Below are 26,269 nucleotides of genomic sequence, written 5' to 3' on the forward strand. Positions count from 1 at the left end.
CTACGACTTCCAGTTCATGATCGAAGAACTCGCGGCCGGCGCGCAATTCAAGCTGCCGTACGTGCATGTGGTCGTGAACAACTCGTACCTCGGCCTGATCCGCCAGGCGCAGCGCGCATTCGACATGGACTTCTGCGTGCAGCTCGGGTTCGAGAACATCAACTCGCCGGAAACCAACGGCTATGGCGTGGATCACGTCGCGGTGGCGGAAGGTCTCGGCTGCAAGGCGATTCGCGTGTTCAAGCCGGAGGAACTGAAACCGGCGCTGCAGAAAGCGCAGTCGATGCTCTCCGAGTTCAACGTGCCGGTGGTCGTCGAAGTGATTCTCGAACGCGTGACCAACATCTCGATGGGTGCGGAGATCGACGCGATCAACGAGTTTGAGGAACTCGCTGTGACACGTGCCGATGCGCCGAGCGCCGTCAGCCTGTTGGATTGAGTTCGACGGGGCATGAGCCGGGCGAACCTTCCGTTCGCCCGGAATCCGCTATTCAACCGACCAGAGAGAAAGGCACCATGCCGAAATTTGCAGCGAACCTGACCATGCTGTTCAACGAAGTCCCGTTCCTCGATCGCTTCGCCGCGGCGGCAAATGCGGGCTTCAATGCGGTGGAGTTTCTCTTTCCTTACCCGTACAAGATTGCCGAACTGAGCGACCGTTTGCAGCAGAACCGCCTCAAGCTTGTGCTGCATAACCTGCCCGCCGGCGACTGGGATGCTGGCGAACGCGGCATCGCGTCACTGCCGGATCGCGTGAGCGAGTTCCAGGATGGCGTCGGCCGCGCGATCGAATACGCGAAAGCGCTGAAGGTGCCGCAACTGAACTGCCTCGTCGGCATTCCGAAGGGCGTAGACGCGGACAAGGCGCGTTCGACGATTGTTGACAACCTGCGCTTCGCCGCCACTGCGCTGAAGCTGGAGGGAATCAAGCTGCTCGTCGAACCGTGCAACTCGTATGACATTCCAGGCTTCGCGTTGAACCGTACGTCGGAAGCGATCGACGTCATCCGTGCCACCGGTTCGGACAATCTCTTCCTGCAGTACGACATCTATCACATGCAGAGGATGGAAGGCGAGCTAGCGGCGAACATCAAGAAGAACCTGCCGTTGATCGCGCATATCCAGCTCGCCGACAACCCGGGGCGCAACGAGCCCGGCACCGGCGAAATCAACTACCCGTTCCTGTTCGAATTCCTCGATTCGCTTGACTACGGCGGCTACATTGGCTGCGAATACAAGCCGCACACGACGACCGCTGAAGGCTTGGGCTGGCTGAAAAGCATCGGCAGTTGAACGGGTAGCGACGACCCAAGTCGCAGCGAACAGAGCTGCAGATTTTCGAAGCTTACGATCTGGAAACATACCTCATGGCAAAGATTGGTTTCATCGGCCTCGGCATCATGGGCGCGCACATGGCGCGCAACCTCGTCAAGAAGGGCGGTCACTCTCTGTTCGTGAACGGCGCGTATCCGGTGCCGGAAGATCTGGGCAAGACGGCGAGCATGGTCGCCAATTCGACCGCGGTCGCGCAAGCTGCGGACATTGTCATCATCATGGTGCCGGATACGCCTGACGTAGCCAACGTGCTTTTCGCCGAAGACGGCGTGGCGAAGGGTCTCACGAAGGGCAAGCTCGTGATCGATATGAGCTCGATCTCGCCGCTTGACACGCAGGCATTCGCGAAGAAGATCAACGAACTCGGCTGCGATTATCTGGACGCGCCCGTTTCCGGCGGCGAAATCGGCGCGCGCGACGCGACGCTGACCATCATGGTCGGCGGCCCGCAAAAGTCGTTCGATCTCGCAAAGCCGCTGTTCGACCTGTTGGGCAAGAACGTTTCGCTGATTGGCGACAACGGAGCAGGTCAGACCTGCAAGGTCGCTAACCAGATCATCGTCGCACTGAACATCGAAGCGGTCGCCGAAGCGCTGGTGTTCGCATCTCGTTCGGGCGCCGATCCGGAGCGGGTGCGCAAGGCGTTGATGGGCGGTTTCGCCTCTTCGCGGATCCTCGAAGTGCACGGCGAGCGCATGACGAAGCGTACGTTCGACCCGGGTTTCCGTATCGAGCTCCATCAGAAGGACCTGAACCTCGCACTCGATGGTGCACGCAAGCTGGGCATCGCGCTGCCGAACACGGCAAGTGCGCAGCAACTGTTCAGCGTATGCGCAGCGAACGGCGGCAAAGCATGGGATCACTCGGCGATGGTGCGCGCGCTTGAAATCATGGCAAATTCCCAAGTCTCGTAAACGCTGCCAATGCCCACCACGTTCCGTAATTTTTGCGACGATTCGATGTTCACGCGCGAGCATCGAGTCATCGCCCTATGCCAAATGAGCCACATACTGCAATGAAGAACGAGCCACGCGAGTTGCTTAACAAAATGTTTTCGGCTGCTGTGGCTGCTGCGCAGCCGTCGCGATGCATAGCGCCGTTTCTGCCACCTCCGCCAAAGGGTAGAACGATAGTGATCGGCGCGGGAAAGGCATCAGCTTCGATGGCCAGTGCGCTCGAAAAGATTTGGCCTGGTGAACTGACGGGTATGGTGGTGACGCGATATGGGTATGCGGTCCAATGCGACCGGATCGAGATAGTCGAAGCTGCGCATCCAGTTCCCGATATTAATGGCTTACGCGGAACCCAGACCGTGCTCGACCTGGTAAGCGGGCTGAACGAAGACGATCTCGTAATTTGCCTTATGTCTGGAGGCGCGTCATCGCTGCTGTCTTTACCGCTTGATCCATTAACCTTGGAAGAAAAGAAGAATATCAACCGTGCGCTGCTCAATTCGGGCGCTGCGATTAGCGAAATCAACTGTGTTCGTCGCCACCTCTCGGCTGTGAAGGGAGGGCGTCTTGCTGCCGCATGTCATCCGGCGCAACTATTGACGCTGTTGATCTCGGATGTACCCGGTGACTCACCGGTCGATATCGGATCCGGCCCAACTGTTGCTGACCCGTCGACCTGCGCGGACGCGTTGAACATTGTCCGACGGTACGCCATTGAGATGCCACTGGCCGCCATGCAGATCCTGGAGAGCGGGGCGGGAGAATCGATAAAGCCAGGTAACCCCTCTTTGGCGAGTTCGGACTATCAGATAATCGCCGCCCCACAGATTGCGCTTGAGGCTGCGGCGGAGGTTGCGAAGGCTGCAGGGATTCCTTGCTACATATTGAGCGACCGGATAGAAGGTGAGGCACGAGATGTCGGGAAGGTCATGGCGGGAATTGCTCTCCAGGTCGCCCGACATAATCAGCCCTTTAAGACACCATGTATTTTGCTCTCCGGCGGCGAGACCACCGTGTCGGTGAAGGGCGACGGGCGTGGTGGACGAAATGTCGAATTCCTCTTGTCGCTTGCCATTGCCCTGGAGGGCGAAGATGGGGTGCATGCAATCGCCTGTGATACCGACGGTGTTGACGGTCGCGACGAGATAGCAGGGGCCATTATCTCACCCAATACGTTAGACCGTGCCTGGGCGAGCGGGATGAACCCCCAGGCGAGTCTTGATAACAACGACGGTCACACCTTTTTCAGAGGGCTTGGTGACTCGGTCATTTGTGGGCCGACGCTGACGAATGTGAATGACTTTCGCGCTGTTCTAGTACTTCCGATAAGCGCTGACCATCAGCAGGAGAATTGAAATGAAGCGGTCTCGCAATGCAAAAATCGTCGCAACTCTTGGTCCGGCTAGCTCAGAAAGCGGAATGATCCAACGGCTATTCGATGCTGGCGTCGACGTATTCAGGCTCAATTTCAGCCACGGGAGCCACGAAGATCACTTACAACGGCTCTCCGCCATCAGAAACCTCGAAAAGGAATCCGGTCGGCCGATCGGCGTGCTCCTGGATCTGCAGGGACCGAAGCTTCGGCTTGGAACGTTTCAGGCCGGAGCGGTCGAGCTTTCGGTCGGTCAGAAGTTTCGGCTCGACCTGGATCCGACAGCGGGCGATAGTGAACGCGCGCCTTTGCCGCACCCTGAAATTTTTGCAGCAATCGAAGCAGGCTCAGAGTTGTTGCTCGATGACGGCAAGGTGAAGCTGCGTGTAGAAGCGAAAGGTAGTGACTTTGCCGAAACCTCCGTCATCGTCGCAGGTCGGATCTCGGACAGGAAGGGCGTCAACGTTCCGGGCGTGATGCTGCCTATATCGCCGCTTACCCGCAAGGATCGCCAGGACCTTTCGTTCGGGCTGGAGAACGGGGTCGACTGGGTTGCACTCTCATTCGTGCAGCGCCCGGAAGATATTGACGAAGCCCGTGCCATCATCGGCGATCGGGCGTGGATCATGGCGAAGCTTGAGAAGCCGCTTGCGATTGACCATCTCGACGAAATCATTGAGCGTTGCGATGGGATTATGGTGGCACGGGGAGACCTTGGGGTCGAACTGCCTGCGGAACAGATTCCCGAATTGCAGCGGCGAATCGTCCGGAGCTGTCGGGAAGCCGGAAAGCCCGTCATCGTTGCAACGCAGATGCTCGAATCGATGACAGATTCGCCGGTTCCAACTCGGGCGGAAACCTCCGACGTCGCGAGTGCTATTTACATCGGTGCGGACGCTGTCATGCTTTCTGCAGAATCGGCTAGTGGAAGATTTCCGTTGGACGCGGTGTCTGTCATGAATCGGATCATTGAACGGGTCGAACGCGATCCGGAGTATCGAACCGGAATAGATGCGTCACATACCAAGGCGCAGTCAACAACGGCAGACGCAATTTGTTGCGCCTTGCGGCAAGTCGTTCGGATAATCGAGCCCGCGGTCACCGTGACGTACACATCGTCGGGATTCACGAGCCTTCGCGCGGCTAGAGAGCGTGTATCCACAGCGATTATAGCGATGACACCTTCGGTGTTGGTCGCTCGCAGACTCGCCCTTGTTTGGGGTGTCCATGCGTTGCCGTTTAGAAACGCACATGACGTCGGCGAAATGATCGAACTCGCTTGCGAAGCCGCAGGGAGCGAAGGCTTTGCGCATCAAGGTGATTCGGTGGTGATTGCAGCGGGATTGCCATTTGGAGAATCAGGGACTACCAATCTGCTACAAATTGCCAAACTCGATGCAACGGTGTGAGCATCAGTTGGGTAACGGGTCTATCTGTGTCGCGCACTCTTAAAAGTCGTGTAATCAGCCCCTCACCTCGGCGGTCTCTAGTAAGCATTCGCAGCGGTCAATTGTTAGAAGGAACCATGGTCACTATCGTAGATATCATCGGTCGAGAGATTCTCGATTCGCGAGGCAACCCCACCGTCGAATGCGACGTGCTGCTCGAGTCGGGCACCATGGGCCGCGCCGCGGTGCCGTCGGGCGCGTCCACCGGTTCGCGCGAAGCAATCGAGCTGCGCGACGGCGAAACCGGCCGCTACGGCGGCAAGGGCGTGCTGAAGGCAGTCGAACACATCAACACCGAAATCTCCGAAGCGATCATGGGCCTCGACGCTTCCGAGCAGGCTTTCCTCGACAAGACCCTTCTCGAACTCGACGGCACGGACAACAAGTCGCGCCTCGGCGCAAACGCGATGCTGGCCGTGTCCATGGCCGTCGCGAAGGCCGCTGCTGAAGAAGCCGGCCTGCCGCTCTACCGTTACTTCGGCGGCTCGGGCGCGATGCAACTGCCGGTGCCGATGATGAACATCGTCAACGGCGGCGCGCACGCGAACAACAGCCTGGACATCCAGGAATTCATGATCGTGCCGGTCAGCCAGCCGACCTTCCGCGAAGCACTGCGCTGCGGCGCTGAAGTGTTCCACGCGCTGAGGAAGATCCTGTCGGACCGCGGCATGAGCACGGCGGTGGGCGATGAGGGCGGCTTCGCGCCGAACTTCGGCAGCAACGACGAATGCCTGTCGACCATCCTGCAAGCGATCGAAAAAGCCGGCTATCGCGCCGGTGAAGATGTGCTGCTTGCGCTCGACTGCGCGGCCAGCGAGTTCTACCACGACGGCAAGTATCACTTGGCAGGCGAGGGCCTGCAACTGTCGTCGGCGGAATTCACCGACTACCTCGCGACGCTCGCTGACAAGTTCCCGATCGTCTCGATCGAAGACGCCATGCACGAAAGCGACTGGGAAGGCTGGAAGCTCCTGACCGACACGCTCGGCAAGAAAATCCAGCTGGTTGGCGACGACCTGTTCGTGACCAACACGCGCATCCTGAAAGAAGGCATCGAGAAAGGCATCGCGAACTCGATCCTCATCAAGATCAACCAGATCGGCACGCTGACGGAAACCTTCGCCGCGATCGAGATGGCCAAGCGGGCTGCCTACACGGCTGTGATCTCGCATCGTTCGGGCGAAACGGAAGATTCGACGATTGCGGACATCGCTGTGGGCCTGAACGCCGGACAGATCAAGACGGGTTCACTGTCGCGTTCGGACCGCATCTCGAAATACAACCAGCTACTTCGTATCGAGGAAGATCTCGGCGATAGCTCCGGCTATCCGGGCAAGTCGGCGTTCTACAACGTGAGATAGTTGTGGGGCACATGACTTCAGGTCAGTCGCGTGGCGCACTACCAAACTCTGCGCATAGCAACGCCGGATTCAACCGGTGATGCAACAGTGTGCTGGAACCTTCCGACCATCGTCGTCTAGACGCCCGTCATACGCAACGCATGCTTCGCTTCGGACACAAACGTCACCGTGTCCATAAATGGAATCATGGGCACAGTGAGCGAATCTGCTGAAGCGAAGGTTGCGCGGCCTTATCGGCGGCGCACACCGGATGGGAAACGCCAAAGTGTCGAGGAGACGCTGTCCAGCGGTCGCTCGGTGGCGGAGATCGCTGAGTCCATTACGGGCACGCCAATCAGCTCTTCGACTGGCGCAGACAATATCTACAAGGCCGCCTGATTCCGACCGCGCAGGACCGATGTTCCAATACATAGGCGACGCCGCCACCAGAAAAGCTGGCGTTTCGCCCATGTCCGCTGACGATCAGGCAAAAATAGTCGCCAAGCCGTTTGATAAGTTGATATCGGGTCGCCGGTAAGACCCTGAGCACATCAACCGGTCAGAAAGCTGCGGAGGTCCATGTTCAGCGGGAAAGCGGGCGGCAGCGCCTGGTCTTCGCGTCATGCTGGCCGGTGGCCGTGCGTCTGCGCATTACCGGATCGCAATCAGCGGCTGGTGTGCTTGCCAGTATGATTTCATCATTAACGCAAAGCGGAGCAATCGATGCGAATCCTGGTGATCGAGGACGAGCTGAAAACGGCGGCCTATCTGAAGAAAGGTCTGGAGGAGTCCGGCTACGCGGTCGATGTGGCAAACGACGGCCCGCAAGGGTTGATCCTCGCCCAGGAAGAAGAATATGACGTGATCGTGCTCGACGTGATGCTGCCGGGCATGGACGGCTGGACCGTTGTCAAGACGTTGCGCAGCACGCGCTGCACCCGCTGCACGCCGGTGCTGTTCCTCACCGCCCGCGACGATGTCGACGACCGCGTGCGCGGCCTCGAACTCGGCGCGGACGATTACCTCGTCAAGCCCTTCGCGTTCGTCGAAATGCTGGCGCGGGTGCGCACCCTGGCGCGCCGTGGCCCGCCGCGCGAAAGCGAACTCATCAAGGTGGGCGACCTGGAAATGGATGTGAATCGCCGACGCGTGAAACGTGGCGGCACGCGCATCGATCTCACGCCGCGTGAATTCTCGCTGCTCCAATTGCTGGCGCGCCGTCAGGGCGAAGTATTGAGCCGCACGCAGATCGCGTCGTATGTGTGGGATATGAATTTCGACAGCGACACCAATGTCGTCGAAGTCGCCATCCGCCGGCTGCGCACCAAGATCGACGATAACTTCCCCGTCAAGCTGATTCACACCGTGCGCGGCGTTGGCTATATGCTTGAACTGAAGGGCGCCGCTTGATGCGCGGCCGCTCGCTTGCCGCGGCGCTCGCGCTTGCATTCGGCGCCACCACGCTGGCGGTTTTCGTTCTCGTCGGCAGTTTTCTATACTTCGCGCTCGAGAAGCAGATCAAGGCGCAGGACAATCTCGACATTGTCCTCGCGGCGCGCCACGCGCGGCGGCTCGCCGAGGAACTGGACTCGGCGCAGGGCGTTCGCGAGCACAGCGAGCGGCTGACCAACACCGTGCTCGGCAACGAAGCCATGTCGATGGAGGTGTTCGATCCCGACGGCAAGCGGGCGCTCGAACACAACATCGCTGGCGCGCTCGCCGCGCCAGACGGGGCGAACGGTGCCGCGACGGTTGCCGCGTTGCCGCCGCTCGCGCGCGTTGCCGCGACGGCACGCATCACCGAAACCGATATCGGCGACTGGACCGGCCGCGACGGCGCGCCCATCCGCGGCATTTTCACGGACGCGCGGCTACGTGACGGCGAAACGGCGGGCGTGCTGGTGGCGCGCAATATGAGCGACCGCTGGCTCCTGCTGGACCGTTACCGCGACAAACTCCACATGGCGGGCGTGGCCGGCGTGGCGCTGGCCATGCTACTCGGCTACCTGCTGATTAGTGCCGCGTTGCGGCCATTGCGCAGTATCGCAGCGAGCGCGAGCCTTGTCACGGTCAATCGCCTCAATACGCGTATCGCGGTGGCGCGCGTGCCGGCCGAACTCGATACGCTAGTGACCGCGCTGAACGCGATGCTCGAACGCGTCGAGCATGGTTTCCAGCGTCTGTCGCGTTTTACAGCAGACCTCGCGCACGACATGCGCACGCCGCTCAGCAACATGCGCGGCGCCGCTGAAGTCGCGCTCGCCCGGCCGCGCACCGTCGACGAGTACGAGTCGCTGCTCGCCTCGAATCTGGAAGAGTGCGACCGGCTCTCGCGCATGATCGAGAACGTGCTGTTTCTCGCGCGCGCAGAGCATCCACAGTTCGTCAAGCAACTGCGCGAGTTCGACGCGGGGCGGGAGTTGACGCATATCGCAGACTACTTCGAAGGGATTGCCGAAGAAGCGAATGTGCGTGTGCGTGTGAGCGGAGCCGCGAGCCTGACGGCGGACCTCGAACTGTTTCGCCGTGCCGTGAGCAATCTGCTGGCCAATGCCATCCGGTATACGCCGCCGGGCGGCGAGATCGTGCTGGACGCGGGCACGTGCGCTGAGGTCGTGCGCGTGAGTGTGGAGAACCAGGGGCAGCCGATTTCCACCGAGAATCTCGAACGGATCTTCGACCGCTTCTATCGGATCGATCCGTCGCGCAGTTCGCTGCCGTCATCGGGGCCGTCAAAAGGGGCCACCGGGTCCGCCGGTTCCATCGGATCGACCGGGCTCGGGCTCGCCATCGTCCGCATGATCATGGAACTGCACGGCGGCTCGGTGCATGCGGAAAGCGATGCGCGCAGCACGCGGTTCGTGCTGATGTTCCCGCGGGTTGTGTGAGTGTGTCCGGCGGGCCTAAAACCGGCCCCGCCGTGCTGCTGGCTGCACCGCCCCACGTGCCACCGGGCACCTTCAGCAACAACACACTGGACTACAACCGCCGCTCGGCGATCTGATCCGCGATACGGCAGTTCGCGAGTGCAATCGTCTGCGCGGTCACCACGTCGAGATAGCTGACCGCGCCCGCTTTGAAGCGGTTCGTCGTGAGCCGCAAGGAGAGGTCCGCGGACGTGGCGGCGCGCTGCTGACCGGCGGCTTCGTCGGCGAAGGGATGTGAGGCGGACCGATTGTCCTCGACCTGCTGAAACGCCACTAGCACCGACTGACGATAGTCCGCGACCGCGCCGTCGTACTGCGCCGTGGCGCCCTGCAACCCGGCTTCGCGCCTGCCGCCGTCGAACAGCGTGCCGGCCAGTTGGGAACCGAGCGACCAGAATAGACTCGGCTCGCTCATCCACGGCGCGAAAAACGTGCTTTCGAGGCCGGCGCTCGCGGACAGCACCGGATCCGGAAAAAACGCCGCTAGCGCCACGCAGATCTGTGCATTCGCGGACGCCACGCGCCGTTCGGCGGCGGCGATATCCGGGCGCCGCTCCAGCAGTTGCGACGGCAAACCGGTCGGAATCGCCGGCGGCGTGACGGCCGACCCGTTCGGCGGAAGAGTAAATGTCGATGCAGGGTCGCCGATCAGCGTGGCAATCGCATGCTGCAGTTGTAAGCGCGTTACGTCGACGTCGGTGTCATGCGTGCGCGTCGCTTCAAGTTGTCGTGGCCTGCGCGACGGCGGAGGCATCGATTGCGCCGTTTTTCAGCTGCTGCTGCAGCAGCTTCAACGCGGCCTCGTAGGCGCTCACGCTGTCGTCGAGCAGCTTCTTCTGTGTGTCGAGCGAGTGCACCGAGAAATAGTCAGCGGCCAGATCGGCGCTCATCGACAGGCGTACGCCTTCGAGGTCCGCCTCGCTTGCCTGGGCGTCGCTTGCGCGCCGTTCACGGAATCGCGCACGCGTCCGAAAAGATCCGGCTCCCAGCTCGCCGCCAGGCCCGCCGAATAGTCCGGTACGGTCTTGCCCGCGAGCGATCTTCCTTCGACATTCTGTGAGGTCCGCGAGCGGTTCTGCGCGGCGCCGGTGGTGATGGTTGGGAAGAAGCCGGCGCGCTGATAGTCCACCATCGAGCGCGCTTACTGAACCTGCGCAAGCGCCTTGCGCACGCTTTGGTTCGACACATTGATGCACGCCTCGAGCTGGTTCAGCACGGGATCGTTGAAGATCGTCCACCATGGACAGCGCGGCGTGGTGTCGGCCGGTGCGGCCTGCGTCCAGCCGGGTGCGGTGCCCATATATTGCGCGGGAATCTCCGCGCCCGGGCGCTGTTAGGAGGGCAAGGTCGAGCACGCGCTGAGCAGCGCGGCCACGAGCGTACGACGCAGCATCGGGCGCGAAAGAGACAGGGAAAGCATCGGCGAATCCTTCGATGACGGTAGCTCAGCTATGCGTGGCCGGCGCGTTCTGCACGGTCTGACCAGTGCTCAGCGAATCGCCCGGGTTGTCGATCACGCGGTCGGTGGTGGCAAGCCCCGTCGTGATTTCCACATGCGTACCGTAAGCGTCGTGCGCGTCGGGCTCGCGATCCAGCCCGTGATCGACCTGATGCGCGATGCACTGCTCGAGGCCGACCTGATCTACGGCGACGAAACGACCTTCCAGGTACTCAAGAAACCGGGGCGTCAGCCGCCAACCAAAAGCTACGTATGGGCACAGATGAATGGCTGCGGGCCGCCCATCCGGCTGTTCACCTACACGCCTGGCCGTGGTGCGAAACACGCGGCGCAGCTCTATGCCGGTGTCAAACCGGGCACTGCACTGATGACGGTGGGTACGCGCTGTATAGCGGCATCGCGCACGACCATCAACTCGTTCACAGACGAGTGCAAACCTCTACTCTCTGGTCGAAACTTGCAAGGCTGGTGGCATCGATCCATATCGTTGCCTCAATGGCTGTTCCAGCGCCTTCCGCTCGCACAGACAGCCGACGACTACGCCGGGCTACTGCCCTCGAACATGTCCGCCGAACTGCGCTGAGTCACCGGTCTTACGTCACAACTCTGACCGGCGTCCTTAATTGACCGCTTACGATGATTCACGGTGCCGGGCCCGTGATGAAGGACGCGCGAGACCCGAACTCCTGGGCAGTTCAAGCGAGTACAAGACGCCCTGTTCAATGTGGTCGTTGTGGCGTTACAACGTCATTCGCGAACGGCATATTTGCGCATAACTGAAACGCACGGGCCAATCGTAGGCCCAATTTTGCAATTCTGATTTCGACGGTGGGCGCTACCGCAAAAATATTTTCACACGGAGAATTGAGGCACCTGATTACGAGTGCTTGTGGTCGCGCGTGGGGCGCATCACACAGGCGCTTCTATGCTTATCTTTGAACGGTCAGGTGTAACGATCGAGGTGATCCATATGCCACTCCATGAAAACCAGTGCTACACCGTTGCGAAGCAAATCGCGCTTGCATGTTCAGCGGTGGTACTTGCTCTCAAGACAGGTCTGCCGCGCGTTAAGCGTCAGGCAGTCATGCAAAGGATGGAGGGTGTTGAGACCTGTACCTTATCGACCACCACTGAAGACTGCTGTCGGGCTTTCCCGATGTCTTCCAACGTCTCCCCCCTACGCTACCAACAGTTCGCCGGAATCTCCGGTGCATGACTGAGAGTCGCAGGGGTCGCGCCTCAAATCTTTAAAGGTTGCCGCCGAGGGCACGCATGGACTTCTTCGATGATGGATCGGAATGGCACGCACCGTTTCGCAGAGTTGGGGACTTTGGGCCCCAGCCATACGACACAGAAAGACACGCCTCCGTTTTCACCTGCGCATCTGAAAACGGCGCCGCCCGGTGTTTGACCGCGACTAGGGGCGTTTTACACGGTCACTCCCAGAATTACCAAAGAGTTTACCGATGCTTTATTCAGGATCCAGATGAGTTCGCGTCTGGCTTCATTCCATCGACAAATTGCGGAATAGACAGGTAGGCCTCTACTGTGTCGTCGAATTCCCCATGATGGCGCATTCGCGATGAAGTCGCTGGCTAGCGCCTTCGGATACTTGGTCGAATACACATCAACGAAACGAACGGAGATGGCATCTGAGTTTGCCAATGGTGGTCGTAGGCGTCGCGGGCCTGATTTTGGCCGCAGAGGCTGGCGGAACAGTAGGAGTTGCCATGTTCGGACTGACCCTTGCCACGGCTGGCGCGCTTACTGCGTTGACCACGTTTTGGCCGATGCCGACGGAGGCTCTAAGCGGTTCGGGTATTGCAGCTGGAGTTGCCTTTGTAAATTCGCTGGCCAGATCGCGGGATTTGTTAGTCCCTACACCATTGGCTGGATCAAGGACGGGACGCATCGCACGGAACCCGCACTTTATTTGCTGTCAAGCGCAATGTTTATCGGTGCAATATTGGTCATGATCAGGTCAGCCCGGCAAAATTAGCGTTGAGTCAATTTAGTGCCGACCAGTCGGAGCAACATGGCGGCCAGCGGCAAAGGCAACCATCTGAGAGAGTTTGCACTTTTACGGAGCTTTACAGAGTGATGCGGGTGATTGGATTGGTTGGGTGGAGCGGAGCCGGAAAAACGACCTTGATTGCAAAGTTAATCCCGGAATTGAAAACTCGCGGAATTCGCACGTCGACCGTGAAACATGCTCACCATAATTTCGACATCGACCATCAGGGAAAGGACTCGTTCGTCCATAGACAAGCGGGGGCTAACGAGGTTCTGGTGGCGTCCCGGAAGCGTTGGGCCTTGATCCATGAAATGCCATACGAGAGGGACCCCCAGTTAAAAGAGCTGCTTCCGCTGCTAACTGAGGTAGACGTTATCCTCATTGAGGGTTTCAAATCGGAAGCGCACGTGAAGCTGGAGATATTTAGGGAGGCAAACGGTAGTCCATGGATGTACCCGGGCGATGACGATATTGTCGCTGTCATCAGCGACAGATGTGATCTCGTTTCGCTGCAGCATGCGCACATAGACGACGTGTGTGCCGTTGCTGATCTGGTCCTGCGATATGCGCTGCCAATGGACCAGACTTTGGCGCGCCTTGCCAGTTCGGGACATGGAACCGGTGATCTTGAATGAACGGCCCCGATGAGAGCAGCGATGCAATTCATGCAAAGCATAGAACATCAGGGTCACGTAGCAGCCTTCCAGTAGCGTTGCTTACCAGAGCCGGCTGGTGATCGAGGATGTGTGCCCGGGATCTGGTGTCGCTTGGCCTCGAGGGCCAAAGGCTTGGCTTGCCGTTACCGTCGAAAAAACGCCGCGAGGCGGTCGACGGGATGCTCCAAGCCGTGGATGCAGAGCCTTTCGCGGACCAGCGCATCGGGGAACTATCCGGAGGCCAGCAGCAGCGGGTACTGATCGCACACGCTCTGGTTCGCCGTCCCTCGGTCCCACAGATACCTCGAGTAAACGGGCTAAACGCCGCCTATCGCGACAGACCGTCCTCGAACCTGAGCGGATACGTTGCTTGGAATCGGTCAGATCCACCGCGATTTCAGCGCATAGTCGACGTGCTCGTCAAACTCAGTCCCCGATCTTGGAGCAGCCGTCTCGTGGATATTTATCGATGCCGCGTCGCACGACATACCCTCAGGTTCTGCCCCAGTTGCTATGCCAAACCTGTGGCGACTCTGTGACGCAGCTGTGCGCCACGCCAAACGGGTGTCGTTTCCCAAGAGCGGGAGACAGCTGCAAATGGGCGCTGCCCGTTTGATCCGCGTGAAGCCCGCAATCTGTGCTGCGTCTATCCGCACTGGTCACTATCCCTCTTTCTCAACGGCACGCCCTGCGCGGTCACACTGCGTCCGCTGCAGGCGTGGCAAGCACTCGGTGCACTGGTGCCGACGAGCCGCTACGTTGCAATACCATTCCAACCCCACGAGGACCAATGTGCATGAAGTATGAAGGCGCTCTCAACCACAGCATCAAGAGGCGGCTCGAGCAAGTGATAGAGATGGCCGAACTGGTCGGCTTGCTGGTCATCGGCATCGGGACGGCCCTAGCGATGGGGCACCTAATCTGGAACATGGCGGACTCCGGCGACGTTACACTGACCGATCTGCTGCTCATGTTTCTATACCTCGAAGTGTTCGCAATGGTCGGGCAATACCTGAAGGCGGGGCAATTGCCGGTGCGTTTTCCGCTCTACATAGCGATGGTCTCGATCGCGCGCGACGTTATCCTGCGCGCTGGCGCGAATACGGAGCTGCATCTTGTCGCCTCGGCCGGCGCCATCTTGCTGATAGCTCTAGGTGTGCTATTGATTCGTTATGGACAGTCCAAGTATCCAAGCGATACCAACGAACGGCCTGACGAGGAGGCGCGTTAAGCGGGCACTGGAGATGTCGGTAGCGTCCGTCCTGGACTTGATGTTGCGATGGTCCTGCTCAATCACATTGTTGAGGTATTTCGAGGATCGGACTTGCGCGTCCTCAGGCAGCAAGCCGTCGACCTTCAGCTCGCGCACCGGGGGATGCGACGCTGCGTATCCATCGAGCGTGATGGTTTGCGGCGGCTGGCCTTGATGTTTGATTGCCTTGCTGAAGAACGCTTTCGCCGCGGCGACATCACGCTTCGCCCGGAGCATGAAGTCAACGGTGTGCCCGGCTCGATCAACCGCCCGATATAGGTAGACCCACTTGCCACGAATTTTCAGATAGGTCTCGTCAACATGCCACGACCGTCCGGCGAGCGTGTCGAATCGATTCCAACGTTTGACGAACTCCGGCGTATAGCGCTTCACCCAACGGGGGATCGTCGTGTGGGCCAGAGCCACGCCGCGCTCGGGCATCATCTCGACAAGGTCGCGCAGACCGAGCTTGTAGCGTAGATACCGGCGAACGCAGAGGATGATTACGTCACCGTCAAAGTGATGGCCCGCAAACAACTCCTTCAAGTTCTGGCGCTTGCTCATTAGTGGCCCTCTTATCGGTCAGCCCGTCACGATAACTGAATTGATTGCCCTATTTGCACCAGATCCCTCCGGAGTATATGTGCGCAGTGCTTACCGGTTCCGGTCAGCCACAATACAAGTTTATTATCTGCCGGATAACCGCACGCGATTCAGAATGCAATCGGCAGCCGCCGCACGCAGATGGCAAATCCGTAGCCGCGTGGTCAGACAGAGGACAGGTCGTGCCGTCGGAACGGAAAGCATGGCCATGTCTACATTGCCTAACTTGGTAGAAGAAGCGTGATCAAGCTGCCTTCCAGCATTGCAGTCGCCGCACCCTCCGCAGTCAGACTTGCTTTTTGCTCGAGCGCTTCCGCCCGAACCGCCATTCCGGGAATGACGCGCGCCGAAGTACACCAGCAACTGGTGCAGGCACACGCCGATGGACTATTGCCGGCACCGGAGAACAACTATCAGCCCCCAACCACGAGAGTTGGCCGCAACCAGGAGCTTTACGCAATCCAGTACCAGAACGAGCCGTTTAGCGTGACGGCGTCCGCCTCTACGGGCCCGACGGATGCGGGCGTCACGTCTGACTGATGCAAAAGGAGGACGAACGCGCGCCCACGTATCGACTCTCGATGCGTGGGCGCGGGATGGTGCGATGACGCGCGGACCGGTTAGAACTGGTGGCGAATGGCTACGCGCGTGATGAGCTGATTTGCTGTCGTCGAAGGCGAATCTGCACCCGTGATAAACGCCGTGTTCAACGGCGCCGCGGAAGCACTGCCGCCCGCCAGGTGCTGATACATACCCTGCACGTACACGTCAGTACGCGTCGACAGGTTGTAGTCCGCCATCAGTCCAATCTGATGCCACATCGGCTTCGAATCGCCGGCGGCGCTATTGAAGTGACCGATCGTGTAGTTATACATCGCTCCCACGAACGCATTCTTTAGGAATTGATACTTCGCGTTCAATTCAAAGTTGTCGAACTTCAGGCTGCTAGCCGTATTCGCGAAGTTGCCGACATAGACGGAGCCCGTCGCGTTACTAAGCGCCGTGTGGCTGTATACGAAGCCGAGTATCGCGGAGCCGATCGTGTAATTAATCCCGGCGCCCCACACCTGTTGGCGGCTCGCGAAAAAATTCGTGTCGTCGGCTGCAAGCGACCCACCGGAGTTTCCGCCCGGGTTGTTGATCTGCATGTACGCCGCTGCGACTGAAACGTTGGCAGCGACGAATTGCGCACCGAGGCTATACGACCGGTTGTCAGCAAAGCCAGCAGCCTGATTGCTAAAACCGTACAGACCGCCAAAAGAAAAGCCGCCGTACGCGTTACTGGTGTACTTCACGCTGTTGTTCAGTCGGAACGAATTGTCTGAGTTGTCGTTGTCGTACGGATGTGACAGCAGATAGCCGCCCCAATTGCCGTTCGCCGTAAGCGGGGCTAGATAGTCGACGACTGAATCATACTGACGGCCCAGTGTCAGGGTCCCGAGCTGCGTGTTGCTCAAACCCATGTACGCCTGTCGGCCGAACATGCGCGAACTCTGTCCAAGTGCGCCGGAGTTGACGTCGAAGCCATTTTCCAGCTGAAAGAGGGCCTTCGTGCCACCGCCCAGGTCTTCGCTGCCTTTCACGCCCCATCGGCTGCCCTGTGCAAAGCCGCTTTCCATCTGCACAGCCGCACCTTGCTTAGTATTGTTCGTATAGTTCAGACCTTCGTCGATCAGGCCATACAGAGTGACGCTGCTTTGCGCCAGCGCGGCCATCGGGACGATCGTGCAACCGATCGCTGCGCCCGCAATGAGGAGTCGCTTCATGAGTGTAGATTCCTAAAGTTTGCCTGAGTACCTCGTCATGATCTAGCTCGCGCGCCGGTGCGTGGAGCCGGGATCTGACGAAAGGTATTCGCACTTTAGGACCTACAAAATGCCCGTCCACTGCAGTTCAGTATTGCTGAAATGGTGTTGTGCCGCCCCCACGGGGGCGACAGTTTCGCGCTTGTCTTCATGTGGATTCTCGCGATAGCGTTCTACCACGAAATCCACAAAGCGGCGGAGCGCCACCGCCATGTACGGTTGTCCGGAATAAAGCACCCACACTGTCCGCGCGTCGCCGCACAATTCGATGTTTTCGAACACTGGCTTTAATGAGCCGTCTGCCAGCTCACCTTGAATGAGCGAGCGCGAAAGCCGGGCGATGCCGAGGCCCGCCTGGACTGCGCGCTTTACGAGCAGTGGGTTTTGCATGCTCAGAATCGGCCGTACCACTACGCGCTGAGTACCATGCTTGTCACGAAACTCCCAGTAACGACTCGGCGCGTCCGACGCGACCAGCACATCATGCGACGACAGCTCCTCGGGGGTGCGTGGCGGCCGCCGACGTGCGAAGTACGCGGGGCTCCCGACAATTACGTCCCGCGTCTGCGCGAGCGGCCGGCAAACCAGCGACGAATCACGCAGGTGGCGCTCGGCGCTGAAGCATACATCGAAGTCTGCCACCGCGACATCGGCCATGTTATCGAATACGGTCAGATCGAACTGCGTACGCTGCTCTTGCACCCGGTACGCCGCTAGTACTTCGGGCAGATCGGTCGAAGCATATAAAGAAGACGCCGCGATACGCAAATATCCGGCGGGTTGACCGGCAGCAACTGCCATGCATTCGTCCATCGTCGAGAGCTGCCTGAGCAGTTCGCCACAATGCTCCCTATACAACTGGCCGGCAGGCGTCAGCGACACCCGGCGAGTGGTCCGGTTGACAAGGCGCACGCTGAGATGTTGCTCGAGTACCGCCACGCTGCGAGTGACGACCGAATTCGAGATACCAAGCTGCTTTGCCGCCTCGGCGAAGTTCAGGCAGTCGGCAACCTTGGCGAAAATGCGAATGGAGGCTAATTGATTCATGGAATCGTTTCGCAGCGGTCGGGGGATTTTAAGGCTAGCTCGCTCGCGAGCCGTTGGGTGGGAAAGAACAGATGCCTGCGCATGAACGATGCGCCTCGCTTCACGGCGCGGCCCATTGATCTTACGTTACATCGCACGGGTTTCGCCGCCGACAGACTGCGCGGTCTTCCGAAATCGCCGGCTTTGCCGATCCGTATGCGTCCGAGGCGGGCATTGCATGTTTCTTCGTACTCTTTATCAAAATCCTTCTTCATGAGGTCCATCACGTGCTATGTTCAATAAAGTCATCTTCGACTCCAGGTTCGACATTCGCGCGCAGACGCATACGTTCCTCGCAAGCTTGTCACTGCACCGTTTCACTGGGAGATTGCGTTGGCGCCGCTGAAACAGGAGATAATTTTTCACCATTGTGAGTGATCGCATACAGTGCCTTATTGCGTTCAATCGCAGCTTCGCTTGGCGGGTAGTCGTACTTCGGCGTAGGCACCAGCCCATCCCGTTGCGCCTCGATGAGTTCCGCGCGAACGTCCGCCCGGGTCTTGCCAGTCGGCTGCGTCTGCGCCACGGCACTCATCGCGATCGAACACGCAAGGGCGCCAATCGCTACGTGTGTTGTCTTTTTCACAGTTTCCTCCGAAGTCTCTAAGGGTTTGCCAATCGGCCCGTTGATCGGATCCCGTCAGGGCATGCCCGACGCAGTGCACCGATGAGCCCATTGTCGTCAATTGACGTTGCTCCAGACTGACAGCCTGATTACGATTTTGATATCTTCGTTCAGTCTTTGGCGACATTGCGGTGTGGGATGATGGCTGCGGGCTCTGCCGCAACAAGGCGTTGAGGTAGGGGGCTGAACAAGCTCGGCGCTTATGCACTGCAGAGGAAAGGGCAGAGGATAATGATGAACCTTGTTGATCCCCCAATAGGCCCGGCTCCATGACGGTCTCTGGCGTGGACGCGACGAGGCGCGCCTTCGCCCGGTAGTCGTCGACCGCGCCGGCGGCTGGTGTGCAGGACGCAGTTTGCCGATTGACGAAGTAGAGCGGCCGGCGTAGTCCGACCGGAAAAGAGAGCCGGATGCGCGTCTCGATCACGTTGATCGACTCGGCGGAGAGGTCGTCGGCGAGCACGCTCAGTTGCACAATCTCGCCGTTGTCGTTGTAGAGGCCCTAACGCACCTGACGCGCCATGAAATTTGTCTTGACGGATGTTTTGACCCTGACCGATAGTCACTGCCGAAAAGGTCCGTTCATTCTAGGCCCGTGCGTGAAAGACCCGACCCGCTCTCCTTCATCGCGCGCTGACCATGTTTGCTTCAGCGTGCGCGACGATATCTTCGACCTGCGCCTGCTACCCGGCGATCGCATGACCGAAAGCGGTATCGCCGACCGCTTCGGCGTTGCGCCCACGCCGGCGCGCGAGGCGCTGCAGCATCTTCAAAGCGACGGTTTGATGCGCGGCCATGTGCGCCGCGGCTGGGAAGTCGTGCCGATCGACTTCAAGCGCTTCGAAGATCGGGACGAAATACGCAAGCTGATCGAGACGTTTTCGGTCAGCCGGCTCTTTGGGGTCGACGGCACTTGTCCGCGACCGACTTGCAGAGGCTCGACCGACTCGACCGAATCTGGAACGTTCCTCACGCGCAGCGTGTTAGCGACGGCCGCGAGATGGTGTCGCCCGACGAAGCCTTTCACGATGCGCTGGTCGTCGCTGCCGGCAACGGCGAGCTGAGCGCGGCCATGGAGCGCGTGACCGACCGCATCCGCGTGGTGTGGCGGCTCGAGCTCGTCTATGGCGACTGCATCGACGGCACTTACGACGAACACATTGCGATTCTCTCGGCCGTTCGCGATCCTGCGGCGGACCGCGCCGTCGAGTTATTGAGGCGGCACATAGACGGAAGCAGGGCGCAGGTCCGCAACTGACCACCGAGCGCCTGCAACGCGCCCGCACCGCATTGGAGCCTCACAGTGCTCCGTATGCACCAACGAGGTTGCGAGGCGAAAAGCGCCCTAGACGTACCGTACTGGCGCGAAGTCGTATCGCTTATCTGCTCATCGTGTGAGATAAACTAAGTTAATGTGGTGCTGCCATGCATATTTACAACATCCACGATGCCAAGACCAATACGCGGCTAATCGAGGAAACCGTGAACGGCGGCGAGCCGTTCGTCATCGCCAAGGCCCGGCAAGCTATTGGTCCTCAAGGTCGTGCGCATCCATACCGAAGCCGCAAAGCCGCCGCGGCGCATCGGGTTCCTGAAGGGGCAATTGAAAGTACCTGCAGATTTCGACCCTATGGCAGCGGCCGAGATCTGCGACATGTTTGAGGGTAAGACATAGTGAGGCTGTTGCTCGATACTCATCTGCTGGTCTGGGCTGCGGCTGACGATCCTGCCTTGTCGAACGAAGCCCGCGCTGCCATCGAGGACGCCGACAATACCCTCTACTTCAGCGTCGCCAGCATCTGAGAAATTGTCATTAAAAGCGCACTGGCCGGGACGACTTTCAGGTCGATGCACGCGTTCTTCGTAGGAACCTGCTTGATGCCGGCTATGAAGAGCTGTCGATTGAAGCACAGCATGCGTTCGTCTCGGCTCTCCCGCCTCTTCACAAGGACCCGTTCGACCGGCTCCTTGTCGCTCAAGCGATGGCAGAAGGAATCGTATTGTTGACGCACACACTTTATCCTCCCGTAATAGTTCAAGGTGGTGCTTCAAGGGGGCTTTACCACGCGCGCTGTGTCAGATGGCGTGGCTTATAACGTGCGTTTCGCGAAGCTGCCCCGAAGCACGTACGATGCGCACCGGCCGCTGCGCGCCGACGAGAATCTCGACACGATCCCACGACATCTGTATTTAGCCAGCCCTGCGACATTTCAATCTGGCCCAGACATTTTATGTAGGGGTGCTTGGCATTGGTGCGGATTTTTTTAAACCGAAGTCCTATCCGAACCATCCGAGTCAGCACGTAGGGAGACGCCACCGGAGTTGCCCGGGGCGTAGCGGTGATAACCGCGCCTTATCAACGGCAAAGAGGCGCGACGGGAAAAGCACGAGAGAAGGGGAGGGGATAAGGCGTCTCGGCCATTGCTGACGCTCGCCGTTCAGCCTCCGTGCGGCTGCAGTAAACCGCTTTGCTGTCATTCGCAATGAGATGCAATCGAACGTGACCTCTAGGAACGGCGAACGAGTCTTGACGACCCAGGATGTGTGGAAATCCGATGGTATTACAATGCGGTGCGTCCCTGAGCCCAAGGGCGCGTTTGACTGCGCCTTGGCTGCTATTACCGCCGACGAGAAGCCGATCCCCTGTGATGCATTCCTGACGAGTTTAAGGGCTTCGTTTCAGTACCTACCGAGTGTTCACGCACCCACCAGCCGCATCGCCTTCATCGTCTTCTTAAAGCCCAGGATTCTCAGCACTCGTGTGAGATTGTAGGCGAGTACATTCAAACTCATCTCAGTACCTACCCGGGTCGATTCGCGTCCCGGACAGACGACGTTCCGGGTGACGCTGCCCGTCGGGGGCACGGCCACGACGCCGGTTACCAAAAGAATCGGCTCGGATTGGTCGAACAATTCATCGTGAATTGTGCTCCTCTTCCAGCCGCCGAAACGCTACCGCGCCATGGCCGGTGCGGTGTCTTCGGCCATTGGCGCGGCCGCCGACGCAGCATCAGGCGCCGCGTGGGACAGCTTCATCATGCGCGGCTGGAGCAGCAGCGCGACGAGCCCGCTCCAGCCGGTCTGATGCGAAGCGCCGACGCCGCGTCCGTTGTCGCCGTGAAAGTACTCGTGGAACAGCATGAGATCCTGCGAGCGCGGGTCAGCTTGCAGCATCGGATAGGCCGCCATCACGGGCCGCGCGCCTTGTGCATCTTTGAGAAAGAGCGTGGTGACGCGCCGCGCGAGGTCGTCGGCAATCTCGCTCAGCGAAAAACGGTTGCCGGATCCGGTCGGATATTCGACGCGAAACTCGTCGCCGTAGTAGCGATAGAACTCATACAGCGATTCGATCAGCAGATAGTTGACCGGGATCCAGACTGGCCCGCGCCAGTTCGAATTGCCGCCGAATACGCGCGAGTCCGATTCGGCAGGCAGGTACCTGATGCAGACGCTCACGCCCCCATGGTCGAAGACATATGGTGCATCGCGATGCACACGGGACAGCGCCCGCACGCCGTGCCTGGAGAGAAACTCGTTTTCATCGAGCACGCGGCGCAGCAGCGCCGTCATCCGGTCTCCCCGCAACAACGACAGCAGCGTGGTGTTACCTTTGCCGGGTTCGGTCCAGCGCGACACTAGCCTTGCCAGATTTGGCCGATGATCAAGAAACCACGCCAGCCGTTCGCGCAATCCCGGCAGATGGCCGTACACGCGCTCCTCGAGCACGTGAACGGCGAACAGCGGAATCAGCCCGACGATCGAACGAATGCGCATCGGCACACGGGTACCGTCCGGAAGGTGCAGTACGTCGTAGAAGAATTCGTCGTGTCGGTCCCATAACCCTGTCCTGCAGCCTTCGCTGCAACTGACCGCTTCCGCGATATACAAAAAGTGCTCGAAGAACTTCACCGCGATTTCGACGTACGCATTGTTCGTCATCGCCAGTTCGAGGCCGATCTGCATCAGGTCCAGCGCGTAGGAGGCCATCCATGCCGTGCCATCGGCCTGATCGATGCGCCCGGCGGTCGGTAGTGGCGAAGACCGGTCGAAGATGCCTACGTTGTCGAGGCCGAGAAAGCCGCCCTGAAAGATGTTGCGGTCCTCGGCGTCCTTGCGGTTGACCCACCAGGAGAAATTGAGCAGCAGCTTGTGGAACATGACTTCGAGAAACTCGCGATCGCCAACGCCCGTTACCTCGCGGTCGAGTTCGTACACGCGCCATGTTGCCCACGCATGAACCGGCGGGTTCGCATCGCCGAAGGCCCACTCGTAGGCGGGCAATTGCCCGTTCGGATGCATGTAGCGCTCCTTCACGAGCAGCAGTAATTGCTTCTTCGCGAAGTCGGGATCGATCATGGCGAACGCGGTCGCATGAAATGCGAGGTCCCACGACGCATACCACGGGTACTCCCACTTGTCGGGCATTGACACGATGTCGCCATTGCACATGTGCCGCCAGTCCGCGTTGCGACCGTGCCTGCGTGCTCCCGGTGGCTTCGGTTGGCCCGGGTCACCGTCGTGCCAGCGCGTCACGTCGAACTGGTAGTACTGCTTGGTCCACAGCATGCCGGCGAGCGCCTGACGTTGCACGAGCCGCGCATCGGCGTCGGCGATGTCGTGCTGAAGCGCCGCATAGAATTCGTCGGCCTCCGCTTGCCGACGCGCGAAGAGCGCTTCCATGTCGAGCGGCACGGCATCCGGCGATTCGGGACGCCAGCGCAGATGTAGCACTGAACGCTCATGAGGCGCGAACTGCAGGTACACATGCGCAGCGGCGCGTGTGCCCCTGTCGCGCCGGATTGCCTGCTCATCGCCGTCGACGAGGTAGTCATTGAAGCCGTCCTTGAACGGCCCCGCTCCTTCGAAGCCGAAAATGCGGCGCACATTCGTTTCGTTTTCGCAGAAGAGCCACTCGATCGGCTGTTGCGCCGACGCCGTCACGATCATCGTTCCGAGCGCAGGATTGTGCGCGGCGACGCGCGCGCCTTCCTCCGCATTCGGCTCCAGCGTGAGCGACGGCTTGCCGGGCTTGCCCGACCACGCCCATCTGTTGCGCGCCCAGAATTGGGGCAGAACATGAAGCGCCGCGCGCTGATCCGTGCGGTTCTCGACGGTCACGCGCATCACGATATCGTCGGGTGTGTGCTTCGCATACTCGACGCAGACGTCGAAGTAGCGGTTATCGTCGAACACGCCCGTATCGAGGATTTCATATTCGGGCTGATCGGCGCCGCGCCGTCGGTTTTCGTCGATCAGATCCTGGTACGGGTACGCATCGTGAGGATACTTGTACAGCATCTTCATGTACGAATGCGTCGGCGTGCCGTCGAGATAGAAGTAAAGCTCCTTGACGTCCTCGCCGTGATTGCCTTCGGCATTCGTCAACCCGAAAAGCCGTTCCTTGATGATCGAATCGTGGCCGTTCCAGAGCGCGAGCGATACGCACCAGTCGAGCGGGTCGTTACCGAATCCGGCAATGCCGTCCTCACCCCAGCGGTACATGCGGCTGCGCGCATGATCGTGTGGAAAATACTCCCATGCGGTGCCGGATTCGCTGTAGTCTTCCCGAACAGTGCCCCATTGCCGCTCGCTCAGATAAGGTCCCCAGCGGCGCCATCGGTCGAGCTCCGGACCATGGAGTCGGGCACCTTCCTTCGACTGGAGAAGATTGACAGCGCGTAGCGGTGGCATGGAACCTCCCGACCCGAAACCGACCATCCAGCAAGTCAAGTGCATGAACAGTCTGTCGTTTTCCATCACGAGCGCCGTGCGCGCGACGCGCATCAGGTGCTCAACATCGTCTCGATGTGCAACCGTTCACCGAGCGACCACGCATAAAACGGAGTTCCCGCGGGGCTTGCGGGCGGGTCGCCGTCAGCGAATTCGTTGGACGTGATCTAGCCCTGACGGGTCGAAGTGGGCATGCAGCGACGCGAGAAAACGCGCACGCGCCGCTTCGAAGCTAAGCGCGGCGCGTCGGGAAGGCCCGTTTCGCGCCGGCGTGCAACAGGCTTCGACGAGCGGCCCCCTCAATCGTCGCCAGACCATACCTTAATGATAAACGCCATCGCGTCGCAGCGGCGACCCGCCGTCCTCGGGGAGAGCGAGCTTGGTATTGTCAAGTTGAAGCCGGGTCGACGAATATAATGGGGCATGATGAAAGCTTCCGCCTGCGTTTTGCCGTCGGCCGAGGCGCCGATTTCGTTTGAGGGCCATCGATTTCCGCCGGACATTATCAGGTACGTGGTGTGGCTGTACTACCGGTTCCCGCTACGCCTGCGCATGGTTGAGGAGATGCTGGCGGCACGGGGAATCGAACTGACGTACGAAACGGTGCGGTAAGCCGTGGCGCCGCGGCAGCCTGCGCATCAGCCGTTTGGCCGCCGCCTTGTCGCGGCGGCTGTGCACCAGCACTGCGCCGTGCTGATCGACGGCCCGCCACAGCCAACGTTTCCTGCCGCTGATCGTCACGACCACCTGATCCGGTGCCAATTGTCGCCGCGACCCGGCGCTGTCGAGCGGATACGCTGCCCACACGTGATCGTCACGGACAAGCTGCGCAGCTACGCGGCGGCGAACAACGAACCCGGCCTGAACGTCGAGCATCGGCGGCACAAACGACTGAACAACCGGGCGGAGAATTCGCACCAGCCCACGCGCGTGCGCGAGCAGATGATGCGCCACTTCAAGTCGGCGCACCATCGGCAATGCGATCCAGCATTGGATTGCCCGTTGCGGTTTCCCACACCTGAACGCCTGCTTGCCGGCCTGCCGTTCATGTTGCGCGTTCGCGTTGTAGCGGCAGTGCAGGAACAGGTTGCTTACCTGAGCATGGACCGACGTGAACAAGTTGACACCGATTGAGAGGGCGCCGACTGAGATCGTGAGCATTAGACGATATCCGGTGTCTGAGGCAGCGGATTCTTAGGGACGGACGACAGCTATGCCGACTGTGAGCCGACGGCACCATAGCCATCGACGATAAACGTTAACGCATGACGCCGAGGCTCGATTTAGCGGTCGATGCCCGCGACGCGAGGGCCAATCGGATAGCCGCCAGAGAGTGTTCGGCCACCGGACTTGGCGCTGCGTGGTGTGGGGTAGAAAACACAGGGGCTGGACTCCCACGCGCCTGCAAACGTGGGAGAGATAAGGCTTGCCGGATTTTGCGCAGCCTGCAAAACGGGAACCAAATTACCTGAACCAACCGGCCACCCGTGTGAGGCGACCACTCGCCCAGTCAATTTGACATAAATCAAATGATCACATTCTAATTCGTATTCCTTGTGGGAGCAAAGTAGTAGTGTCGTACCTGAGCAAAGTACAGATGTCGTACCCCAAGGGTCTGTAGCGCATGCTGGTGCGGTTTTCCCGCCTGTGGAGACCGCCATGAC

At 59.8% G+C, this 26,269-nt stretch carries 20 protein-coding genes and 8 pseudogenes; 20 read left to right on the plus strand and 8 right to left on the minus strand.

The window, feature by feature from the left end:
• The 9 genes from JMY24_RS36545 to JMY24_RS36585 all read left to right on the plus strand — a co-directional run.
• Positions 1–439, plus strand: a 439-nt coding sequence (locus tag JMY24_RS36545) for a thiamine pyrophosphate-dependent enzyme (RefSeq protein WP_236597735.1), incomplete at its 5' end; no start/stop codon positions are given.
• Positions 440–516: 77 nt separating this feature from the next.
• Positions 517–1,293, plus strand: a complete 777-nt coding sequence (gene hyi, locus JMY24_RS36550; protein ID WP_128594930.1) for a hydroxypyruvate isomerase — start codon at positions 517–519, stop codon at positions 1,291–1,293.
• Positions 1,294–1,367: 74 nt separating this feature from the next.
• On the plus strand, positions 1,368–2,249 hold the full coding sequence (locus JMY24_RS36555; protein ID WP_201703967.1) for a 2-hydroxy-3-oxopropionate reductase: 882 nt from the start codon (positions 1,368–1,370) through the stop codon (positions 2,247–2,249).
• Between the two features lie 101 nt (positions 2,250–2,350).
• Positions 2,351–3,643, plus strand: a complete 1,293-nt coding sequence (locus tag JMY24_RS36560; RefSeq protein WP_128594929.1) for a glycerate kinase type-2 family protein — start codon at positions 2,351–2,353, stop codon at positions 3,641–3,643.
• A gap of 1 nt (position 3,644) precedes the next feature.
• On the plus strand, positions 3,645–5,069 hold the full coding sequence (gene pyk, locus JMY24_RS36565; protein ID WP_128594928.1) for a pyruvate kinase: 1,425 nt from the start codon (positions 3,645–3,647) through the stop codon (positions 5,067–5,069).
• Between the two features lie 116 nt (positions 5,070–5,185).
• Positions 5,186–6,469, plus strand: a complete 1,284-nt coding sequence (gene eno, locus JMY24_RS36570) for a phosphopyruvate hydratase (protein WP_201703969.1) — start codon at positions 5,186–5,188, stop codon at positions 6,467–6,469.
• Between the two features lie 186 nt (positions 6,470–6,655).
• Complete coding sequence (locus JMY24_RS36575) at positions 6,656–6,847, plus strand: hypothetical protein (RefSeq protein ID WP_164853725.1); 192 nt, start codon at positions 6,656–6,658, stop codon at positions 6,845–6,847.
• Between the two features lie 324 nt (positions 6,848–7,171).
• Entirely contained in the window at positions 7,172–7,858 is a 687-nt protein-coding gene (locus tag JMY24_RS36580) for a heavy metal response regulator transcription factor (protein WP_128596840.1), read from the plus strand.
• Positions 7,858–9,336 (plus strand): heavy metal sensor histidine kinase, encoded by a 1,479-nt coding sequence (locus JMY24_RS36585; RefSeq protein ID WP_201703971.1) that lies wholly within the window; start codon positions 7,858–7,860, stop codon positions 9,334–9,336. The genes JMY24_RS36580 and JMY24_RS36585 overlap by 1 nt, the downstream gene beginning before the upstream one ends.
• Here the strand turns inward: JMY24_RS36585 and JMY24_RS36590 are convergent.
• Positions 9,251–10,795: pseudogene (locus tag JMY24_RS36590) on the minus strand (efflux transporter outer membrane subunit). The gene JMY24_RS36585 and the pseudogene JMY24_RS36590 sit on opposite strands and share 86 nt — an antisense overlap.
• A gap of 145 nt (positions 10,796–10,940) precedes the next feature.
• Here JMY24_RS36590 and JMY24_RS36595 point away from each other — a divergent pair.
• The 5 genes and pseudogenes from JMY24_RS36595 to JMY24_RS36610 all read left to right on the plus strand — a co-directional run.
• A pseudogene (locus JMY24_RS36595) lies at positions 10,941–11,417 on the plus strand (transposase domain-containing protein); the annotation flags it as partial.
• A gap of 1,048 nt (positions 11,418–12,465) precedes the next feature.
• Positions 12,466–12,833: pseudogene (locus JMY24_RS39490) on the plus strand (MFS transporter); the annotation flags it as partial.
• A gap of 101 nt (positions 12,834–12,934) precedes the next feature.
• Positions 12,935–13,483 carry a molybdopterin-guanine dinucleotide biosynthesis protein B gene (gene mobB, locus JMY24_RS36600; protein WP_164853724.1) on the plus strand — a complete coding sequence of 183 codons (549 nt, stop codon included), beginning with the start codon at positions 12,935–12,937 and terminating at the stop codon, positions 13,481–13,483.
• A gap of 107 nt (positions 13,484–13,590) precedes the next feature.
• Positions 13,591–14,043 carry an ATP-binding cassette domain-containing protein gene (locus JMY24_RS39030; RefSeq protein ID WP_268960848.1) on the plus strand — a complete coding sequence of 151 codons (453 nt, stop codon included), beginning with the start codon at positions 13,591–13,593 and terminating at the stop codon, positions 14,041–14,043.
• A gap of 257 nt (positions 14,044–14,300) precedes the next feature.
• A complete protein-coding gene (locus JMY24_RS36610) occupies positions 14,301–14,735 on the plus strand; it encodes a phosphate-starvation-inducible protein PsiE (protein ID WP_128596835.1) in 435 nt (144 codons plus the stop codon).
• Positions 14,736–14,759: 24 nt separating this feature from the next.
• Here JMY24_RS36610 and JMY24_RS36615 read toward each other — a convergent pair.
• A pseudogene (locus JMY24_RS36615) lies at positions 14,760–15,320 on the minus strand (IS6 family transposase); the annotation flags it as partial.
• 279 nt (positions 15,321–15,599) lie between these two features.
• On the opposite strand from JMY24_RS36615, the gene JMY24_RS36620 reads away from it, so the two are divergent.
• Positions 15,600–15,899 carry a DUF4148 domain-containing protein gene (locus JMY24_RS36620; protein WP_268960849.1) on the plus strand — a complete coding sequence of 100 codons (300 nt, stop codon included), beginning with the start codon at positions 15,600–15,602 and terminating at the stop codon, positions 15,897–15,899.
• An 80-nt stretch (positions 15,900–15,979) separates the two neighbouring features.
• Here the strand turns inward: JMY24_RS36620 and JMY24_RS36625 are convergent, their stop codons facing one another.
• From JMY24_RS36625 to JMY24_RS36640, 4 genes are all read right to left on the minus strand, one after another.
• Positions 15,980–17,125, minus strand: a complete 1,146-nt coding sequence (locus JMY24_RS36625; RefSeq protein WP_128596834.1) for a porin — start codon at positions 17,123–17,125, stop codon at positions 15,980–15,982.
• A 102-nt stretch (positions 17,126–17,227) separates the two neighbouring features.
• Positions 17,228–18,211: a LysR family transcriptional regulator gene (locus JMY24_RS36630; RefSeq protein WP_201703973.1), complete on the minus strand. Its 984-nt coding sequence runs from the start codon at positions 18,209–18,211 to the stop codon at positions 17,228–17,230.
• On the minus strand, positions 18,208–18,465 hold the full coding sequence (locus tag JMY24_RS36635) for a hypothetical protein (RefSeq protein WP_128596832.1): 258 nt from the start codon (positions 18,463–18,465) through the stop codon (positions 18,208–18,210). The genes JMY24_RS36630 and JMY24_RS36635 overlap by 4 nt, the downstream gene beginning before the upstream one ends.
• Before the next feature lie 89 nt (positions 18,466–18,554).
• Positions 18,555–18,836 carry a DUF4148 domain-containing protein gene (locus JMY24_RS36640; RefSeq protein WP_268960850.1) on the minus strand — a complete coding sequence of 94 codons (282 nt, stop codon included), beginning with the start codon at positions 18,834–18,836 and terminating at the stop codon, positions 18,555–18,557.
• A gap of 638 nt (positions 18,837–19,474) precedes the next feature.
• On the opposite strand from JMY24_RS36640, the pseudogene JMY24_RS39810 reads away from it, so the two are divergent.
• The 3 genes and pseudogenes from JMY24_RS39810 (at position 19,475) to JMY24_RS39040 (ending at position 20,971) form a co-directional block, all read left to right on the plus strand.
• Positions 19,475–20,273, plus strand: a pseudogene (locus JMY24_RS39810) (GntR family transcriptional regulator).
• A 27-nt stretch (positions 20,274–20,300) separates the two neighbouring features.
• The gene (locus JMY24_RS36650) at positions 20,301–20,537 is read left to right on the plus strand and encodes a hypothetical protein (RefSeq protein WP_413231304.1); all 237 of its coding nucleotides are present in this window, start codon (positions 20,301–20,303) and stop codon (positions 20,535–20,537) included.
• 12 nt (positions 20,538–20,549) lie between these two features.
• A pseudogene (locus JMY24_RS39040) lies at positions 20,550–20,971 on the plus strand (type II toxin-antitoxin system VapC family toxin).
• Between the two features lie 856 nt (positions 20,972–21,827).
• Here JMY24_RS39040 and JMY24_RS36660 read toward each other — a convergent pair.
• On the minus strand, positions 21,828–24,566 hold the full coding sequence (locus JMY24_RS36660; protein ID WP_128596829.1) for an MGH1-like glycoside hydrolase domain-containing protein: 2,739 nt from the start codon (positions 24,564–24,566) through the stop codon (positions 21,828–21,830).
• Between the two features lie 462 nt (positions 24,567–25,028).
• On the opposite strand from JMY24_RS36660, the pseudogene JMY24_RS39045 reads away from it, so the two are divergent.
• A pseudogene (locus JMY24_RS39045) lies at positions 25,029–25,200 on the plus strand (IS6 family transposase); the annotation flags it as partial.
• Here JMY24_RS39045 and JMY24_RS39050 read toward each other — a convergent pair.
• The gene (locus tag JMY24_RS39050; RefSeq protein WP_413231305.1) at positions 25,146–25,481 is read right to left on the minus strand and encodes a DDE-type integrase/transposase/recombinase; all 336 of its coding nucleotides are present in this window, start codon (positions 25,479–25,481) and stop codon (positions 25,146–25,148) included. The pseudogene JMY24_RS39045 and the gene JMY24_RS39050 sit on opposite strands and share 55 nt — an antisense overlap.
• Here JMY24_RS39050 and JMY24_RS39815 point away from each other — a divergent pair.
• A pseudogene (locus tag JMY24_RS39815) lies at positions 25,407–25,568 on the plus strand (DDE-type integrase/transposase/recombinase); the annotation flags it as partial. The gene JMY24_RS39050 and the pseudogene JMY24_RS39815 overlap by 75 nt on opposite strands.
• Positions 25,569–26,269: the final 701 nt, after the last annotated feature.

The organism is Paraburkholderia kirstenboschensis (genome assembly GCF_904848585.1).
Lineage (GTDB): Bacteria > Pseudomonadota > Gammaproteobacteria > Burkholderiales > Burkholderiaceae > Paraburkholderia > Paraburkholderia kirstenboschensis.